Raw genomic sequence first — 18,054 nt, forward strand, 5'->3', positions numbered from 1 at the left:
CCTTATTTTATCGTTTTGCATGACATCCGTGGCAAGTGCGGCGGAATCTGGTCAAACCAAGTATGCATGGGCCAATGAGTCCATTGACTTTCTTCGATCCCATGGGGTTTTTGAGAACATGGAGTATCGGACAAAAACGCTAGGCAGGATGGTGACCAAAGCCGATCTTACCCTTATGGTTCACCGGCTGTTTACCGATTTCCGGGTCGAAGCTGATAAGAAGTTCGACATTCCCGGCGTCCCTAACGGGCACCCATCCTACCAGATTTTTAAGGATGTTTACGGCAGCATACCTTCGGCGCCGAACGGATTAATCGGAGCCGCAGACAGAATCAATTATGGCGATGAAACCTTCAAGTATATACCGGAGAAAGTGTTGACACGCTGGGACTTGTTGATTACGCTGAATACGCTGTTCGATGATATTGGTTATTCCTTGGAATTACCGGACGGTGAGGATATCGCGAGATTGCGGGCGATTAAAGACCTGCCCAAAAGATATTTCAATTCCTACAAGCAATATGATAAGTGGAAGTATGCCTATCAGCCATTGGCACCCGAAATCGGATTGATGCAAGACAAAAAATACGGGCCTTCCTTAGCCTCCGATCTGGATTACGTCAAAGCCTATGCCCTGCTCGGCTTTGCCGAGGCCGGCATCATGAAACCCGACGCAAGAGGGTATTTTCGCCCGAATCAAAAGGTAACGTTAGCCGAAACGGCGGTCGTCCTGCATCGAATTTACGACTATTTTGATGGCGGCAGCTATGTCCGGGAACCATCGCCGGATGATCTCATTCCGAATGGCACAAGATATTTTATATACAAGGATTCCCCATCAGCGCACGGGGCGAGTCCGGTTTCCGACTTTGCTTTGGTGAATTCCGATGCCCTGCCGGAATTCTATCTGGCCTTGAAGGCTACCGAGAAAATCGACTTGCAGATCAACGTGAACGGGGAGCCATCCTATTATACTTACGAGCAGTTGAGCAACCCTAAGCAGCCTGTTCGAATCCCCTTGAACGGCGCATACTATGCGGAATTCATCCCCATTATCCGAAGCAAAGGTCAAAAAGCAACCGGCGAAAATAACAATATTGAAGTTATGTATTATTACGCTGATACATTCCAGGACTTTACCCAAGCCATATGGTATGAACCCAATCTCCAATTAAAATGACACAAGGGAGTGCATAACTGTTGCATACAGTATGCTTTCCCTTTTTTGTCATACAATGCTTGTCGTCCCGTTACGCCTTTTTCGAACACCACTAAGTTGATGTCTTATAGCTCCAGCTTCGCTACGGATTCTCCCCCCGACCAGGGCATAACGCCGATTTCCTCAAAACCCGCTTTGATGTACAGTTGTCTGGCCCGTTCGTTCTTCGGATCAAAACTTAGCATAAGGACATCTGTCCGGCCATGTTTGTTTCGGATTTCTTCAACGATGTATCGCAAAGCCTCTTTCCCGTAGCCCTTTCCTTGGAAATTCCCGTCGATCATGAAACGGTAAATCCAATAGTTGCCGTCATCGGCGTCCAAGCCATATAACGCGAACCCGACCATCGTCTGATCATCATAAATGGCCATCGCTTCAAAATGTTCAAGAAATTGATACTGGGCAATCGAATACAGATTGGAGGCAATGAAACCTTCTTGCTCCGGTTTCGCTTTCAGTTTAATGCATTCGGTCCAATTATCCTTATTTACGGGCTGCAGTCTAATCATGTCAAGCTCCTTCAAATCATTGTTGATGTTCACACGGGTTTACGCCAAATATTTAACAAAATAATAGTGCTGATGTCCCCTTGGGGCATCGTCAATGCGAGTTATCTCTTGAAATCCATGTTTACGGTAGAATGCCGGCGCTTGAAAGCTGAAGGTATTGAGCTTGATGAAGGTGCATTGCTTTTCTTTTGCGATCGTCTCAATCTCTTGTAGTAATCTTGAGCCATATCCCCGCCCTCGAAATCGATCATCGATCCACAGAATATCGACCTCAATCCAATTCCAGCAAAATACACTGTTGATGCCGCCTGCGATCTCTCCAAACTCATCTTTTATATGTAAGTTGATCTCCTCGTAATTCTGCTGCAAATCTTCTGCGATAAACCGTGCATTAAATTGAATCAGGTTCGTCCGTACCGCAAGCGCTTCTTCCGGGCTGCTTCGATTGATGTTGATTTGCGACAATGGGTCACCCCCTTCTCTTAACCTCCGGTTAACCGGCTTCAATTCCATGTCCATTTCATGGCCCCCCAAGCGAGCATACATTAACCCAAATAATACCACATAAAGAACCCCTACTTCCGGGATTAAACAACTTTAGATAAACTTTTCCTAAATACTTCTAACCTTATCAACTATAATCTTCTATCACGGCGATCCTATCGTTTTTAAACGCGAATACGGACTTTCCCTTCATATGAATCTTCTCCCCGGCCTTCATACCGTTAGGTAGATCCTTAGCGAGGATACCCTCGTAGTCAATCTCAATCTGAAGCTTGTCATCTTCAAACGAAGAACCAACGATAGTCTGACAACGGTGGGAGAATAACGACTTGGACTGTTCGGCTATTTCCCGAAATTCCTCAATGCCTTTTTTCTCCACGTCCACCAATCCGCTAGAACTATTTCTGAATTCGATCTCCTCATGCAGAAGAGCTATCATCGGCGTCAACCCTGTTTTTGAAAAACTCCGCCTTTTGCTTTGCACAATTCTCATCAACTTGTCATTTAATATACGGACTCTACTAAAGTATAAGAGGTGATTTGAATGGGTCGTGTCACTGCTGTTCCTCAGCGGGATTTAGTATTGATCAGTTGGTCAAGAAATCCTCTTGTTGCGGGTTCTCCGCGTAGAATCGTGGCCGCACGCGTTATTGGCAATGCTTCACCTTGCCGGGCTGATTTGACGCCGAATGCCTTGCTTAGAACCGCCTTGGCCTGCTTGCAGGATCATGATGTAGGTTTCAAAATCGTATTCCGTCAAAGAACATCCAACATTAGCGGTTACCTGTTATTGCAGCGCAACTAATGAAATGATGGAAGGAGCAGCGTCTTGCTGCTTCTTTTTTATCTACGAGTTTCTAATATGAAAAAGCTCGCAGGCTATTCCGTTCACCCTGCAAGCTTCCTCGTAAGAACCTCTATTTCCTTTTTCATATCTGAAATATATCTCTATCACCTTAGAATTATCTCTATATTTATTTCAATTGGGCAACGCTTACTGCAACCTTCTCCAGCTGCGCTTTGCTTAAGGAATGATCCGGGGAGCTGATCGTCACGAAGCGGTCATTGATCTGAAATCCCAGCATATCCGTGTCATCCGGTGTATACCATTTCGCTTTAACCCCATTGGACAATGTAACCGGTTTGCTGTCATATCCATGAGAGTAGTCTCTTGGAGAGATGTACACCGTCATATGTTTGAAGACCATGTTCACGCCATCTGCCGATGCGCCCGTCCTTTGATACACATCGCCTTTTACCATCTGACTTGGAGCGTACGGTGTTTGGAAACCATCAAATTTGGCGAATGCGCTTTTGATCTCTTTTAGTTGGGCATCGCTGTAATTCACGTTGGTCAGCTCGATCGTCTGACCGTTTCCAGGATTACTTCCGATTAACACCTGGTTATTCTTCGCATCGTATCGCACAGGAACTTCCAGCACATCGGCAATCGCGCGTACCGGCAAGTACGTTGTATTCTGATACGTGATCGGAGTCAATTTCTTGCCCGTGTTATAGACGGTACCGTCCACTTGGATGCCGATGCTGTGATTCAGGTAAGCCGAGATTTTCTCCAGGTTGGCTCCCGCATAGACACCTGCCGCTCCCGTTAAGGTCATTCCCAACACGGCAACCGCCGCGATTGATTTTTTCAACTGTTTCATTTCATTCATCCCTCTCGTTTGTCTCACCAACCTTCCAAGTCGATGAGTCATAGTATGAAGCGCAATAACTTTTATTGAAAATCAATGACATGCGTCGCAATTAAAGCTTCTTTATCGTCAATCGTAATTCCCAGTCTTTTTCCAGATGGGCTCCAAGTCAGCGGGTAGACCGGATGGGCCGCAGGATGCACCGCTGAATAATAGGGCGCCATCCAGCTTACTTTCCCGGAAGCCGTATCAAACACATACACGCCGTTCATTCCGCTTTCATTCTCCGAGTACACATCAAAGGCTAATCTGGCAGAATCCGGCGACCAGGACGGGTAAGAAATCAGATTGCCTTTTCCGATAAGCGATCCTTGCAAGCTGCCGGCTGCGTCATAGATCAGTAAATTGCTGCCTGAGTTCCCTTCCGTGTTGGTTGCTGTGGAGACGGCAATGTACTCTCCATCCGGCGAGATGGTGAAACTCCATACATTTTCGATGAGATGTACCGGCTTCGACTGCCCCGGTTCAACCACCTTAAGCACCTGATTCGCATCGGTATAATAGATCCGGCCTTTACTCGCTCCGAATTGGTTGTAAACTTCAACGTCCTCATCCTCAATGGCGGTGGTGGTGTAAGTACCGTCCGTGGAAATGAGACGAATCTCTCCCTTGCCGCTCATGGAGCCTGCCGCAAGAACATAGGTATCCGCATCGAGCCAACCGCCAATCTCCATGTAGTTGTCCCCTTTTACCGGAATGCTCTTGCCGGTATTAAGATCCTTCATGAAATTGTCTGCCGTGTACTTATCCCTCCATTTCTGTACAAAGCTATATTTACCGTCCGGCGAGACCTCTTCCTTGACCAGATGTTGGCCTGGATGCGACGCTTCATGATTCGTGAGCTCACGCCGCTCGCCCGTGCTTACGTTCACCTCTTCGGTGGCGTACGCATATTTCGGTTCTTCCGTTGCGGTTGCTTCCTTGACCATTTTGGTGGTAGTGACCCTGACCATATCCTCCGATATCCACGTCTCGATGTTGGACGAGGCAATCCGGTGCGTCTGATTCACGACCACTTCCCGACCTGCCTGCCCGCTCGCCCCGTCAACGACCGTGAGCTTGCGCTCTCCCGGTGTCTTACCTCTTCCGGCATTCGATACAGGCGGCTGGCTGGTTTGACTGCCCGGTTCCACGATCGTCAGCCGATCCTGGGACTGGCAGGCCGCAAGGGCTGCAGCCACAGCAACGATAGACAGCAACTTGATCCCATGCTTCCCAAATCTATGTTTCATAACAGGTTTCCTCCTATGTTTCTCCCCCAAGGAGCTTCGGCAGCTGCAACTCATGTGACTTGTCTTGCCGCCTCTTTCCCTGTTGAACTCAGTATAGAATGCGAATATCTCGATACGATATCGAGCTTGTAACGAACTTGTAAACAAAGATGTGCATTTTAAAAAGAGCCCAGACCTATTCCAAGTCTGAGCTTTCCACGGAATGAACCTCCTGGGATTGCGGCCGTTCCATCGGCAAGGTGACCACAAACGTAGAACCGTTGGGGCTGGATTCCGCAACTTCGACGGAACCGTGCTGCTTCTCCGCCAAATTGCGGACCAGGGATAACCCTAAGCCGGTACCGCCATGTACCCGGGAGCGGTCGCTGCTCACCGTATAAAACGGATCAAAGATCCGTTCCTGGGCTTCGTCCGGAATTCCGATTCCGGTATCGCTTACCTTAATGACCATACGATCATGGCCTTGTGGATCCCGGTCCACTTCATTCGATAGCGTAACGGTCCCACCGGGCCTGTTATATTTAATGGCGTTATCCAGCAGATTCAAAATCATATGCATCAGATTCTCCGGATCGGCCCATACCTTGCCTTCGGATAATGAGGATCGCAGCGTTATGCCCGATTGCTCTGCTTTGGCCTCCAGCCGGGCTGCCGCCTCTTGCAGAATCGGCATGAGGTTTACGTGTTCCGCGTGGGTTTCGAATTCATATATATCCATGGACGATAACTGAAGCGCCTTTTCTACCAGGCGATATAGTCGCTGTGCTTCCTGGCTGATCTGTCCTCGGGCTTCCTCGAGCAGCGCGGGATCGTCGCGATACATCTCAAGCAGGTCCGCGTAGGCCAGTATGGAGGTCAGCGGCGTTTTCAACTCATGGCTGATATTTCCGATAAACTGCTTCTGCTGCTGTTCCAGCTCCCGCAGCCGATCAATGGCATCCAGCAGCTTCTGTTTCTCTTCCGTGAGCTGGTTCACCGACAAGGAAATTCGCCCGCTCATATCATATATCCCTTGCGCCAGCTCGCCGAGCTCATCGTTTCGCTTCACCGTCGGTTCTCGAAGATAGACGCCTTCGCCGATCCTCTGCGCAGCCTGGTTCAATCTGCTGATGACATGCACCTGCCGCCACACGTACAGAAAACCGATCAGGAAGCCGGCGGCCAGCACCGCAAGACCCGTCACGATAAACAGGGTTTGGATCCGGTCATAGAACGCATGCTGCTCGGCCAGGGAGGCGTGGAATTGAATCGTTCCGATCGGCTGCTCCATATTCCGAAGCGGGGCAAGATATAACAACTGGTCGCCCTCGGTAATATAGGCGGAACGCCCTTGCGCCGTGTGAGCAAGCGCGTCCTGTACATCCATTTTCGGCTGGAACGGAAGGGAAGTCCCCGTGAATGTACCATCTATCTTATACAGGGTCACCGGCATGCCGCTCTGGGTTCCGAGATCGACGGCCAGCCGTTGGCCGACATTTTCCATAAAATCATCCGGCTGCGTTTGAGGATTTGTCAGTAATTCCTGATGAATCCTGAGATTGGCTGCTTCTGCTTCCTGGGCGAAGGTTTGCTCCAGGCGCACCCGCTGGTCCTCCCGTATCCCGGCAAGGACCAACGTGCTTAGAACAACCACAACGGCGATCAGCAGCAGAGCGAGAAGCAGTGCGACTTTCCACTTTAAGCCGAAACGCACTTTTCCTTTGTTCATGATGGAATCTCCGTGCTTTTATATCCGATGCCATACACGGTCTGGATCACTTCATGCTGGTTTCCCAGCTTTTTGCGCAATCGCTGGACGTGAATATCTACCGTACGCGTGCCGCCGGCAAAATCCATGTCCCATACCTGTTCAAGCAAGGCCTCTCGCGAATATACCCGCTCCGGATTCCGGGCCAGGAGAGCCATGAGGTCAAACTCTTTCGGCGTCAGTTCAAGAGGCTTGCCTTCGGCATGAATGGTTCGATTTAACAGGTTAATGGTAAGTCCGGCTATCCGGATCACATGCGTTTCGAGGGCTTGCTTCCCGGCCGCCTCAGGAGTACGGCTTCTTCGGGACAATGCCTTTACCCTGGCGATGATCTCCCGCATGTCAAAGGGCTTTGTCATATAATCATCGGCACCAAGCTCCAGCCCGAGCACCTTATCCACAATATCGTCCTTCACCGTCAACAGCAGAATGGCAGGACGCTGCCGATCCCCGAGCCTGCGACAAACATCGTACCCGCTAAGCTTCGGCATCATGACATCGAGCACCATCACGTCAGGATCAAACGATTCCACGCGCTCCAGCGCTTCCTGCCCGTCCCCTGCGGTCTCTACCGTATATCCTTCCCTTCGCAGCGCATAAGCAACTGCGCTTGAGATACTGATCTCATCATCTACAACAAGTACCTTCGTCATCGCAGATACGACTCCTTTACTGGCCGATTACACATTTGCTAATTCCATGATGGTAACGTATCCGGCATCATATTTCAACAGCGGTCCCCTGCCGATTTCATTACAATTGTAACTATGAACGCTTTCGTCCGGTGGCCATAATAAAGCTAAGCACTCAAGCAAAGGAGGATTCGGATGACAATCGCTACCATGAACCATATCATTAAGCGCTATGGGCATCAGCTTGTCCTGGACCATGTCCATCTAGAAATCAGGCAGGGAGAAATACTCGGCCTTCTTGGTCCGAATGGTGCAGGTAAAACCACATTGATCCATGCGTTATCCGGCTTAATTGGCATCGATTCCGGAAGCATCGAGCTGTTTGGGGAACGGCCAAGCGGCCCTATGCTGGAGGTTAAACGAAAGATCGGACTGGTTACGCAGGATATCACCGTCTTTGAGGATTTAACCGCTCACGAGAATCTCGCCTTTTTTGGCGGAATCTATGGGTTAAGGGGCACGGAATTGAGAAGACAAATCACGGAAACGCTCCAGTTCGTCGGACTAACGGATCAAGCCCATAAACGTCCTTCCAAATTTTCCGGAGGAATGAAGCGGAGACTGAATATCGCCTGCTCTATTATTCACAGACCCAGGCTCCTGATCATGGACGAACCAACGGTTGGAATCGACCCCCAATCCAGAAATCACATCCTGGAATCGGTCCGCGAGCTGCAAAAAAGAGGGACGACCATTCTCTATACTACCCATTACATGGAAGAAGTGCAGTCCCTCGCATCCCGCGTCGTGATTATGGATCAAGGCCACGTCATAGCGCAGGGGACGATCGATGAGTTGGTAAAGAACATCCACCATGAAGAGAAGATCAAGCTGGAAGTCGTGGAGCTGACAGAGGATCTGATCGATAACATCAAACAACTGGATGGAGTCAAGCACGTGGTTTTGAATGGAACGCAAATTCAGATCATATCACGGGCAGGTGCAGGAAATCTGGATCGCATCCTGTCGTTGGCCAAAAGCGCGGGCGGCGTCCTATCCATCCATGCGGAGAAACCTACGCTTGAAGACGTATTCCTTACGCTTACCGGCAAGCAACTACGTGACACGGAGGGGACTTAACATGCTTGTATTCAGAATGACGTACTTCTCCTTGCTGCGCCTGATACGCGAACCCATCGGGCAGCTGCTTCTGCTGGGCCTGCCACTGGTCGTCATTACCGTGCTGGGTGTCGTTATTGGACCCTATGAAGGCATGAACGGTGTTCCTCCGCTGGACTTGATGGCCGTTACGACCATTATGGGCGTTCAGTTTTTTGGCGGCACGTATTTGATGAGTTATTTGGATATCGATTTACTTAAAACCCGGAAATGGAGAATCTATTCGCTCCCTATTAACGTAGCGGTTTATTCAAGCTCTCTTATTCTTGCCTGCACGCTCTTCAGCACTTTGCAAGGGTTGGTCTTGGTGCTATTCACAACCTGGGTGTTCGGGATCGCGTGGGGATCGCTCGGCTGGGTCTTGCTGGTATTTATTATTTATTCCTTCTTTGCGCAGTCCGTACATCTGCTGCTGACATTATCCATCCATAACATAAAATTGGCTGAAAGGGTATCTGAAGTCCTTGGAATCGGCTTCATCATCTTAACCGGATTAATGTTTCCTCTCCCGGATCATCATTTCTTTGAATTCATGTCGTCCTATGGGAATCCGGTATCCCTCGGAAAGATGGCCGTCCTGGAGATGCTTGTCGATGGCGGGCAAGGTAAAGCGTACCTAAGCATACTATTGCTGTTAGCCTTAACCGTGATATGCATGATGATCAGCACGTGGCTTGGGAGGAGGAAGCTCGCTTGACGATATTTAACTTCGCGCTCATCCGGAGCGTCCGCAGCTTGCCCAATCTTATCTTGCTGTTAGGCCTTCCTGCAGCCGTCGTTGTCCTCCCGGTGGGAGGTTGGCATGGCTTACCGCTGGGGTATCACTTCTATGGAATCCTGCTGTTATTCTCAGCCTCCAAACTCGTTCATATGGTCATGGAGGATCGAAAGAATAAAATTATGACCCGGATCGGCGTTGCACCTGTGACCCACTTCAAGTATTTATCGCAGAATCTGCTTGCTTTCGCTCTGCTGCTTGTAGGACAAAGCGCCGTGGTCACATTCAGCGCCTGGTTGCTGCATACCGATGTTTTTGGCAGTCTGATTCAACTCTTCTGCATGTTCAGCGTGTTCTCGGTCACCGCGATTAGCTTCTCTCTCGCGTGGTGCTCCATGTTCCGCCAGCCTGAATCTTCTACAGCCGTTATGCTGGGAATCATCTTGATCATGGCGGTGCTCGGAGGAACCTTATTTCCCATTCAGGCTATGCCTGCATCCCTGCAGAAAATCGCCATGTTATCCCCTACCTATTGGTTCCATGAGGGAATCATGCTTGCTAAGAACGGAGGCTTGTTCGCGGAGCAACTCACTCCGCTCGGGATCCTGCTGTTGTTTACGATCGCTTTTATGCTGATTGGCAGCCGAAGGAAACTCGCTTGAAAAATATGTTACGATATGGGGAAAAGAGAACGTATGCCATGGGAGGTTTTCATGAGAAGCTATACCGATTCGTGGTCCCCAAGCATAGCGGTCGTGATTTGGAGAATGTTTGCCCTGCTGCTTCTGGCCGCTCTGTGGTTTATGGGAGATGCCGGGACCGAAGGGTTCGTCCTAATCTTCGCCTTAGCGATCCTGGCAATAGCCCGATGGCGGTTTTCCCTTCCTTCATGGACAACACTGGTCGACCAGATTCTATGCATGTCCATCATTCCATTCTGGCCGGAGGCCGGCTTCGGACTGGCTCTGCCGTTATTTGAAACCATGCTTGCCGGTAAACCGCTGTTTTCCCTGCCCATCCTGGCAGCGCTTGTCATCGGCTATGTCGATCCGGACCTCCCGCTTCTTCTCATGCTCGTTCAAGCTTCATTTGCGGGGTGGATCGTTTTATGTTGGTCCAAGCAAATCCATCAGTATCGATTGGAGGCAGATCAGGAGCGTCGCGATCGCTACGAATTGGAAATATTGAAAGGTGAGCTGCTCATGGCCAATGTCCAAACGGCTCAGCTTGCAGAGCTGAGAGAGCGGCATCGAATCTCCCAGAAGCTGCACGATGAGGTCGGCCATGAATTAACAGCCGCGTTGTTAGCCTTTCAAGCTTTTGAAACATTATGGAGGGAGAATGACCCGCAAGCGGAAGACATGTTTGCTCAAGCCCAGATGCGTTTGTCGAGCAGTGCCCTGGAGCTGCGGGAAACGGTCCATAATATGCAGCCTGTCCAAGCGATCGGCATTCGGAGCCTGGAGGAGATCTGCCGCAATTTCAAAGCAATGCCTGTGCAGCTGCAAATTTATGGAAATACATCCCGTATAGCTGCCCATCTGTGGGTCATCCTGAATGCTTGCCTCAAGGAAGCTTTGACCAATGCGGTGCGTCATTCCAAAGCCAAACACGTTGAAGTATCGTTGGACGTCAATGAACATATCGTGCGGTTAAGCGTCCAAAATGACGGCGTTTTGGATTCCTCCTCGCTGCCTGGAACCGGACTCCGCAACCTAAGGCAAAGAGCCCAGGCTGCAGGCGGGAGCATCTCCACCAATACATCCAGCGGCTTTCAATTGGTCTGCGTAATACCTATGGAAAAGGAGGGCATTCGATGAACATTCTCATTGTGGATGATGATCCATTGGTATGTCAGAGTCTCCGGCTGCTTCTATCCAGAGAAGCGGATATGGAAGTGACGGCCACTGCGAATGACGGCGCAGCAGCCATTCAATGCTGTGAAGAGGTCCTGCCGGACATCGTCCTCATGGATATTCGGATGCCTGGTATGGACGGAATCCAAGCGGCAAGGCAAATCAAGCAAAAGTGGCCCCAAGTCCAGATCATGATGCTGACCACGTTTCAAGATGAGCATAGTATCCGCCTGGCGCTGCTAGCCGGAGCCGAAGGGTATATGCTGAAGTCGACGCAGGTCTCCAGTATGGCACAACAGCTTCGTGCCTTGGCCTCCGGCAGTTCCGTTGTGGATGCCAATGTGCTGAAGACCTTGATGCTGCCCGAAAAAGAGAATCGTTCCGACCTTACCCCGCGGGAAAACGATATTCTCGAGCTGGTTGCCTTAGGCTGCTCAAATCGGGAAATTGCCGAGCAATTGTTTATCAGCGAAGGAACCGTGCGCAACACCCTCTCGATCATTCTGGATAAGCTGGAGCTCCGGGACAGAACCCAATTGGCGATCTATTATTGGAGGCAGTCGTTGTGATGCCTTATCCATCCCCTTTTCATAGGGCTCCTTACGTACGTTTATTCTCGGCTAACCGTGCCAAAAGAAATCTTCATATTCGGCGCGTAAGTCAACCACGAATCGCTATCAAACTTCTGGAACAGCTTGAGTTCAGCGGCATATTGGGCTTGTGCTTCCTCTACTGATAAACCTCTCTGTACCATCTGCTCCACTACCTTAACCGGATCCTCCAGTTCCTGCCCAATGCCTTCTTCCTTCAAGGACTGAAAAAGTCGATCCTTCTCTGTTGCATCCATATGCCGATCCAAAAAATTCACTTTATCGCTTACTCGACACTCAACATTCCGTAACCCCAGCTGACTTAGAAGAATAGGGAGCTTCATGCCGATGTTCCCGTCTTTGCCGCTGCGGCTGGCGTCCACCTCATACAGCTTCTGTAATACGCCTAGACGGACCACTTCGGAATGCAACATTCCATCATCGAAGCCAAAATTCGCCGCATTGGCGATCCAATGGGGCTCAAAACAAATGACCCGGCCGCCGTTCCGCACACTGTCGATCATTTTTTGAAGGATATCTCGGGGATTCTTCATATGTAATAGAAACGCGTGACAGAGCGCAATGTCGTACTGCCGATGCACCTGGATTTCTTCGATATCCCCTTGAAACAATTCAACGGAATATGGCAGCTTGTCAAAGATTCCCCTTGCTTCCTTGATCAAATCTTCACCTTTGTCTATACCTGTGTAGGTTGATCCATCGGGTAAAAGCGGGAGAAGCTTTAATCCTAGATAACCATAACCACAACCGTAGTCCACCATGTTAACGGGCGTATTCATTTTCCAGACGTTCTTAACCAAAAACTCCAAGTAGTCGTCATTGTAATATAACCATCTGGTATTCCTCAGGTATTCGATTTTGGAATCCCAGTAATATTCGGACATCCTCTTTACGTCCTCTCTGCATCAGGATTCTAACTCTGTTCCAGCCTTGCCTTACGGATCACTTCACGAATGAAATCAGCCTTGCCGTTCGTATAGGCTACGCGGTCGTGTTTATATTGATTTTCGAGTGTTTTTTTCAAAGCATAATATCGATCCTTTATTTCCGGATGTTTCTTTAAATACTCTCTAAATAAAATCTGGTCAATCCACTGTTGGCCCTGGTATTTGTAAATATGCAGATGATGCGTTCCTGCCCGCCATTGCCCTCTTCTAAAGAACAGCCGCTCCGGAAACTCCGGTTTAACAACATATTCGTAGCCGATCCCAGCCAGATTCTCAATATAATACTCATCGACTTCCTCTATACTAAGAACGCCAGCCATCATATCGATGGTCGGTTTGGAGCCTAAACCCGAAACGGACGTGCTCCCGATATGTTCCATGTGAACGTCGAGGCCTTTCAGTGCCGACTCAATTTTCGCTTTTTCCCGGTTGTACTCATCTTTCCAGTCGGGGTTGTATGGTGTGACAATCACTTCTTCCATGGGTCGTTTCCTTTCGATAGCAGATATCAAACCTGCCTATTTTAATACAGCCCATTCCTCTGTTCTGGCATTCCTATCCAAATCATGGAAAAATTCGCCGATGAAGCTTGAATTCGTTCTTTTAGAGGCATCAGAAAAGAGGCGGCCTCCCGTATATGGATTGAGCTCTACTCCCAATGGCCCAGCTCGAATGCCTATATATTCCGTCTCAGCTTAATTTCAAACTCCGGTTTCGTGATATATTCCATATAGACGAGGGCTCGGTTAAAATCCAAATAAGACTGGAAACGCGTACGAATGGCCGGGGCCGTAATGTATTGAAGCACTTCATCCTTATGGATCCAACGACAGTCCGTCGTTTCTTCCGAAGTCCTCAGCTCGCCGCCTGTAGGCTTACACACAAAATCCATCATCACTTTCGTTGGAACCACAGCAACTCCGCTGTGTCCCGGATAGGTTGATGTATTGGAATAGACACCGATCAGATGAGATATAATGGTCTCGATCCCGCTCTCTTCTTTGATCTCCCTAATCAGCGCATCCATGAGATTCTCTCCGGCCTCCACCTGTCCTCCCGGAAACACCCATCCGTTACGATCCTTCACCAATAGAATTTCTCCATGTTCATTCTCAACCACGCCGCCTACGGCAACAATATGCGTTGGCATCATCATGACAACAGCCTCCGATAGATAAGATATACCACAAACTATGACAAGTCCCGTTAGAATTCGTTAGCGTATCCTAGAAAGATCGCTTCATAAATATATTCTTCTACTTCTTCACCACAGGCATGAGATTCACCTTTATCTTCCTCCAAATGGAAAAGGCCTATTTTCCCCTGAACGCGAATCGGCCCGTTGTTATCCGAAATTCATGATCGGCAGGAATAGATCGCAATCGGTAAGAAATCATGATCCGAGTGATTTGATACAATGACATTACATTCTATTATCTGTGACGAAGGAGTTGGGATGATGAAGAATAGAGTCCAGAAGATATCCCCAAACTTGTGGTTTGATCACCAAGCCGAGGAGGCAGCGCAGCATTACGTTTCGATTTTCAAAAACTCGGGGATCGAACGATTTACGCGATACGGCGCAGAACGCAACGATCACTCGCCATTCGCCGAAGGAGCTATAATGACGGTGGAATTTCAATTAGAGGGACAACATTTTGTTGCGCTCAACGGCGGTCCGCATTTCAAATTCAACGAAGCTATTTCGTTTATTGTGCATTGCGATTCGCAAGTAGAAATTGACTACTATTGGGAGAAGCTGGCCGAAGGCGGTGACGAAAAAGCGCAAGTATGCGGTTGGCTGAAGGACAAGTTCGGCGTATCGTGGCAGATCGTTCCGGCTAACTTAAACGAAATGATAACCGATCCCGATCCGGCTAAATCGGAACGCGTGATGAAGGCCTTACTCCAGACGAAATCAAAAATCGATATGCAAACGCTACAGCAAGCCTATGAGGGATAGGGAAGGCTGCCTTCATGGCAGCCTTTTTTATGCTTGAATGTTCTATCCATTTGAGACGGGGCAACCATGATTACATCATAGCACAAGTTCATGCGTGACCAATTCACCGTCGGCAATTTCCCGAAAACCTAGTCGACACTCTACTAGTCATCAACTCGTCACTTCAATCCATCTAGCAATAACGGCTTTTAACTGTTCCTTCTTTTGCTCCAAATCGTCTGTATCAACGATTTTCACGATAGCCCGATCCTGCGACGCCCATTCCAATAACCCCGCTGTATCCTCTGTCAGAGTTCCCCTTATATCATGATCCTTTACCTTGGCTCCACAATGAAAAATCAACCGAATGAAACCCTTCCCCTGCAAATTCAAAGTGATCCGGTCTTCACCCTGAACGCAAAAGCTGGGAGCATTCCATTTGATATGCTCCGTGATTCGATCATCAACACTGAGGATGAAGCTTCGGACCTCCTCGATTACTTTTTTCAAGGGATGCTCAAGTTGATGAAGATACTCCTCGACTTGTTCTTGACCCCGTAATTGTGCCATCCATAACCCCTCCTTTTTTATACTGGTAAACTCATCCTATCTTACTGGTCTATGCTTCTGGCTTCCTTGCTGTAACGATCGGCTGATAAAAGCCCGAATCTGAAGGCATGTGCCACTGGATATCGATGAGTCCCGCTTCCGCCAGCAAACTGCTTAATTCTGATCGCATTAATGCTCTATAGGATGTGCTGTTGACTTGGGTATGCCATGCCCCATCGATTTCTTGCATAATAAATTGGTTCGTCACATAGTGATATCCACCTTCCGCCCAGTCCCAAACTTGAAAAACCATACGTTTCCCTTCATCCATGATTCGTGGAACCGTTGCACGCTGGCGGTTCTGAATAATAGCGTCATAGTCCCGAATGGACACGACAAGCAGACCCTCGTTACGAAGCTTGGCATACAGGTTGCGGCATGCCTGTCTAAGCTCACCATCTGACAATAAATGAGGGATCGCATTGTCGGCAGACAATACGACATCGAATTGCCCAGCAATATCTTGCTCTAGAGACCGAAAATCGGCGATCCCAAAATCAATGGGAATCCCCAGCTTCTCGGCTTCCTTTTTGGCCCGCTCCACCGACTTGGGACTCAAATCCGTAGCCGTTACGACAAAATCATGCCGTGCCAATCCCAAAGCCTGCGTCCCTATTCCGCATGATGCGTCCAGGAGATGGAACCGAGCCTCAGGGTTCTCGTCATATAACGAACGAATAAACCGATTAAAGAAATCACCCTGCCATCTTACCGCTTCATGCCAATCCTCAAAAATCAAATGATACGTATCCGCAAGTTCTTCGTAAAAATCGAAGCTGGAATCCTTCAACCGTTATCCCCTCCGATGACGTGTTTTTAGTTCACTGCTTCCATATGCTCCTCGTACAACTGGATAACTTCCACATCTGGAAACCTCTCCTGCAGCTTCTGGGCGAGCGATCGTACGCCGAAAATTTCGGTAAACGTATGACTGCCCACGATGAGATTCAATCCGACGAACCTGGCATATTGAACCGTATAGAGCGTTTTTTCCCCGGTAATGTAAACATCGCAGCCATGGTCCAAGGCCTCTTTCAACTGATTCGTGCCGTTACCTGCTCCGGTTATCATGCCGATCCTTTGAACGGGTTTATTGCTATTCTGCTGATAAAACACGTGTTCGCCCAAAGCGGAGGACATGGTTTCTACAAGCTCTTCCATCGAGACCGGAGACTCCAGTTCTCCGATACCTATCGAGCTATTCCCATCCATATGCCGGGATGATTGGACAATATGTTCCGCCCCCAATTCACGCAGCAACGAATTGCAGGTTCCGAACTCGGCATAATCCAAGGGAAGATGGATATAGAAATGAGCGATGTCATGCTCCTGCAGCAACTCTAAACACCGCTCCTTCATCCCGTACACGAAGCCCCATGCATCATGATGCGTGATAATCAGATCGACCTTTTCGACAACTGCTTGTTGGACAACCTCCGGAGTCAGATTAGTAGCGTAGCCTATCCGTAGATAGTGATTCGATGAAAAAAGATGGTAGCCATACTCGTCGTCTTCCTCAAAATCATTCAATAACGAGCCGAAAAGCTCATGGATATAGGATTTGAATTGTATCGTATCCATCTTTACTCCTCCCTCTTCCACCTGGTAAACCTCAATCTAATGTTACCACCTTTAAAAAGTCAGCCATCAAAGTATTGGATACACGCAGCCCCTCCTCTCTGCTGCTAGCCGGTCCGGCAATCATCATCCCACGTGTGGCCTCCCACGACTTTGTATTTGTTTCTCCATTCTCGGTTACATGTTTGGCTATAGCTACGCTGCTAAAATCCTTATCGATAAAAATCAATCCATATGAATTCAGTTTAGGAACTCCATTGGCTGTTTCATCATAGACCAGGACTCCTCCCCCACTTAGATTAAATACGATTTGGGTATAACTTTTCTCGTCTGTAAGTCGTTTGTCATCGCTAAATAATTGGATTGAGCCGTCAAAACGCTTCTCTCCAGTGATGGACCGTGTCAGATAACCATCGATTTCGATACGAACCGGCATGATCGCCTGGTCCGCGCTCTTTCCTAAATGAAACTCTACTGCTTCTATGTTCTGAACAATTTGTCTGGGATGTGTATACCACTTATAAGACACAATCAAAAAAATCGAGAAAACCATGATGGTTGGAACGATCAATTTTTTCAAATCATTCAGCACCTTAAAATTTTTTCATTCTTCGAGTGTATGTACATTGATGCTCTCGTTAGCCTGCGTACGGCCGTCCATGCCTAAAGCTTGAACAGCGATATGATCGTGGAATTTCCGGTTGCCAAACTCCCAGGATAACGACCACCCATCCGATCCGTCAATGTCATAACCGATAAGCTCCCTTTCCATCCAAGTTTCTGTACCCGTAGGCGCTACCCAGAACAGAACCGACTCTATATGTTCTGCCTCAACATGGATGGTCATCGTATGGGTATCCCTAGATACAACCCACCAATTCGAATCATATGGCAAATCTGTTGATACTTTTAATATCTTAGCCTGAAGGTCTACAGCGTCCGCTTGTTCGTTTGTGGGTGTTGAAGTTTTAGCCGAGACGGATTCTTTGACCGGAGAGCATGCAACCAGAAGCAGTAAAACGAGTAAAAACATATTTTTAATTCGCATGATGCCTCCCG

23 protein-coding genes are annotated in these 18,054 nt (G+C 48.6%); 8 read left to right on the top strand and 15 right to left on the bottom strand.

The features are described from left to right. Positions 1 to 118: 118 nt before the first annotated feature. On the top strand, positions 119 to 1,180 hold the full coding sequence (locus tag GYMC10_RS21850; RefSeq protein WP_235201836.1) for an S-layer homology domain-containing protein: 1,062 nt from the start codon (positions 119 to 121) through the stop codon (positions 1,178 to 1,180). A 104-nt stretch (positions 1,181 to 1,284) separates the two neighbouring features. On the opposite strand, the gene GYMC10_RS21855 is transcribed toward GYMC10_RS21850, so the two are convergent. From GYMC10_RS21855 to GYMC10_RS21865, 3 genes are all read right to left on the bottom strand, one after another. Beyond that, positions 1,285 to 1,728, bottom strand: coding sequence for a GNAT family N-acetyltransferase (locus GYMC10_RS21855; RefSeq protein ID WP_015736535.1), 444 nt, complete (start codon positions 1,726 to 1,728; stop codon positions 1,285 to 1,287). A 39-nt stretch (positions 1,729 to 1,767) separates the two neighbouring features. Next, positions 1,768 to 2,247: a GNAT family N-acetyltransferase gene (locus GYMC10_RS21860; RefSeq protein WP_235201837.1), complete on the bottom strand. Its 480-nt coding sequence runs from the start codon at positions 2,245 to 2,247 to the stop codon at positions 1,768 to 1,770. A gap of 112 nt (positions 2,248 to 2,359) precedes the next feature. Then, positions 2,360 to 2,671 carry a nuclear transport factor 2 family protein gene (locus tag GYMC10_RS21865; protein WP_187293001.1) on the bottom strand — a complete coding sequence of 104 codons (312 nt, stop codon included), beginning with the start codon at positions 2,669 to 2,671 and terminating at the stop codon, positions 2,360 to 2,362. Positions 2,672 to 2,776: 105 nt separating this feature from the next. On the opposite strand from GYMC10_RS21865, the gene GYMC10_RS31995 reads away from it, so the two are divergent. After that, positions 2,777 to 3,037 (top strand): hypothetical protein, encoded by a 261-nt coding sequence (locus GYMC10_RS31995; RefSeq protein WP_081746337.1) that lies wholly within the window; start codon positions 2,777 to 2,779, stop codon positions 3,035 to 3,037. A gap of 169 nt (positions 3,038 to 3,206) precedes the next feature. Here the strand turns inward: GYMC10_RS31995 and GYMC10_RS21870 are convergent, their stop codons facing one another. From GYMC10_RS21870 to GYMC10_RS21885, 4 genes are all read right to left on the bottom strand, one after another. Beyond that, positions 3,207 to 3,896, bottom strand: a complete 690-nt coding sequence (locus GYMC10_RS21870) for a stalk domain-containing protein (RefSeq protein ID WP_015736538.1) — start codon at positions 3,894 to 3,896, stop codon at positions 3,207 to 3,209. A 71-nt stretch (positions 3,897 to 3,967) separates the two neighbouring features. Further along, on the bottom strand, positions 3,968 to 5,176 hold the full coding sequence (locus tag GYMC10_RS21875) for a hypothetical protein (protein ID WP_015736539.1): 1,209 nt from the start codon (positions 5,174 to 5,176) through the stop codon (positions 3,968 to 3,970). Between the two features lie 175 nt (positions 5,177 to 5,351). Beyond that, positions 5,352 to 6,884 carry a sensor histidine kinase gene (locus tag GYMC10_RS21880; RefSeq protein ID WP_015736540.1) on the bottom strand — a complete coding sequence of 511 codons (1,533 nt, stop codon included), beginning with the start codon at positions 6,882 to 6,884 and terminating at the stop codon, positions 5,352 to 5,354. Continuing rightward, a complete protein-coding gene (locus GYMC10_RS21885; protein ID WP_015736541.1) occupies positions 6,881 to 7,576 on the bottom strand; it encodes a response regulator transcription factor in 696 nt (231 codons plus the stop codon). The genes GYMC10_RS21880 and GYMC10_RS21885 overlap by 4 nt, the downstream gene beginning before the upstream one ends. A 174-nt stretch (positions 7,577 to 7,750) precedes the next feature. Here GYMC10_RS21885 and GYMC10_RS21890 point away from each other — a divergent pair, with 174 nt between their 5' ends. The 5 genes from GYMC10_RS21890 to GYMC10_RS21910 are packed head-to-tail and all read left to right on the top strand — an operon-like array spanning position 7,751 to position 11,877. Further along, positions 7,751 to 8,695 (top strand): ATP-binding cassette domain-containing protein, encoded by a 945-nt coding sequence (locus GYMC10_RS21890; RefSeq protein ID WP_015736542.1) that lies wholly within the window; start codon positions 7,751 to 7,753, stop codon positions 8,693 to 8,695. A gap of 1 nt (position 8,696) precedes the next feature. After that, positions 8,697 to 9,431, top strand: coding sequence for an ABC transporter permease (locus GYMC10_RS21895; RefSeq protein WP_015736543.1), 735 nt, complete (start codon positions 8,697 to 8,699; stop codon positions 9,429 to 9,431). Further along, the gene (locus tag GYMC10_RS21900) at positions 9,428 to 10,114 is read left to right on the top strand and encodes an ABC transporter permease (RefSeq protein ID WP_015736544.1); all 687 of its coding nucleotides are present in this window, start codon (positions 9,428 to 9,430) and stop codon (positions 10,112 to 10,114) included. The genes GYMC10_RS21895 and GYMC10_RS21900 overlap by 4 nt, the downstream gene beginning before the upstream one ends. Positions 10,115 to 10,165: 51 nt before the next feature. Next, the gene (locus tag GYMC10_RS21905) at positions 10,166 to 11,272 is read left to right on the top strand and encodes a sensor histidine kinase (protein WP_015736545.1); all 1,107 of its coding nucleotides are present in this window, start codon (positions 10,166 to 10,168) and stop codon (positions 11,270 to 11,272) included. Beyond that, complete coding sequence (locus tag GYMC10_RS21910) at positions 11,269 to 11,877, top strand: response regulator transcription factor (RefSeq protein WP_015736546.1); 609 nt, start codon at positions 11,269 to 11,271, stop codon at positions 11,875 to 11,877. The genes GYMC10_RS21905 and GYMC10_RS21910 overlap by 4 nt, the downstream gene beginning before the upstream one ends. Positions 11,878 to 11,918: 41 nt before the next feature. On the opposite strand, the gene GYMC10_RS21915 is transcribed toward GYMC10_RS21910, so the two are convergent. The 3 genes from GYMC10_RS21915 to GYMC10_RS21925 all read right to left on the bottom strand — a co-directional run bounded on the left by GYMC10_RS21915 (position 11,919) and on the right by GYMC10_RS21925 (position 14,022). Further along, complete coding sequence (locus GYMC10_RS21915) at positions 11,919 to 12,803, bottom strand: class I SAM-dependent methyltransferase (protein ID WP_015736547.1); 885 nt, start codon at positions 12,801 to 12,803, stop codon at positions 11,919 to 11,921. A 29-nt stretch (positions 12,804 to 12,832) separates the two neighbouring features. Continuing rightward, a complete protein-coding gene (locus tag GYMC10_RS21920; RefSeq protein WP_015736548.1) occupies positions 12,833 to 13,348 on the bottom strand; it encodes a GrpB family protein in 516 nt (171 codons plus the stop codon). Positions 13,349 to 13,542: 194 nt separating this feature from the next. Continuing rightward, complete coding sequence (locus GYMC10_RS21925) at positions 13,543 to 14,022, bottom strand: NUDIX hydrolase (protein ID WP_015736549.1); 480 nt, start codon at positions 14,020 to 14,022, stop codon at positions 13,543 to 13,545. A gap of 303 nt (positions 14,023 to 14,325) precedes the next feature. Between GYMC10_RS21925 and GYMC10_RS21930 the strand changes: the two genes are divergently transcribed. Further along, positions 14,326 to 14,829 carry a VOC family protein gene (locus GYMC10_RS21930; protein ID WP_036664167.1) on the top strand — a complete coding sequence of 168 codons (504 nt, stop codon included), beginning with the start codon at positions 14,326 to 14,328 and terminating at the stop codon, positions 14,827 to 14,829. Positions 14,830 to 14,979: 150 nt separating this feature from the next. Here GYMC10_RS21930 and GYMC10_RS21935 read toward each other — a convergent pair whose 3' ends face one another. From GYMC10_RS21935 to GYMC10_RS21955, 5 genes are read right to left on the bottom strand one after another with little or no spacing between them, the layout of a single operon-like run. After that, positions 14,980 to 15,378, bottom strand: coding sequence for a DUF1801 domain-containing protein (locus GYMC10_RS21935; protein WP_015736551.1), 399 nt, complete (start codon positions 15,376 to 15,378; stop codon positions 14,980 to 14,982). Positions 15,379 to 15,427: 49 nt separating this feature from the next. Beyond that, positions 15,428 to 16,207: a class I SAM-dependent methyltransferase gene (locus GYMC10_RS21940; protein WP_015736552.1), complete on the bottom strand. Its 780-nt coding sequence runs from the start codon at positions 16,205 to 16,207 to the stop codon at positions 15,428 to 15,430. A gap of 26 nt (positions 16,208 to 16,233) precedes the next feature. Next, positions 16,234 to 16,998 carry a Nif3-like dinuclear metal center hexameric protein gene (locus GYMC10_RS21945; protein WP_015736553.1) on the bottom strand — a complete coding sequence of 255 codons (765 nt, stop codon included), beginning with the start codon at positions 16,996 to 16,998 and terminating at the stop codon, positions 16,234 to 16,236. A 31-nt stretch (positions 16,999 to 17,029) separates the two neighbouring features. Next, the gene (locus GYMC10_RS21950) at positions 17,030 to 17,575 is read right to left on the bottom strand and encodes a hypothetical protein (RefSeq protein WP_015736554.1); all 546 of its coding nucleotides are present in this window, start codon (positions 17,573 to 17,575) and stop codon (positions 17,030 to 17,032) included. Positions 17,576 to 17,599: 24 nt separating this feature from the next. After that, complete coding sequence (locus GYMC10_RS21955) at positions 17,600 to 18,043, bottom strand: hypothetical protein (RefSeq protein ID WP_015736555.1); 444 nt, start codon at positions 18,041 to 18,043, stop codon at positions 17,600 to 17,602. Positions 18,044 to 18,054 lie beyond the last annotated feature (11 nt).

The organism is Paenibacillus sp. Y412MC10, assembly GCF_000024685.1.
Taxonomy (GTDB): Bacteria; Bacillota; Bacilli; order Paenibacillales; family Paenibacillaceae; genus Paenibacillus_AQ; species Paenibacillus_AQ lautus_A.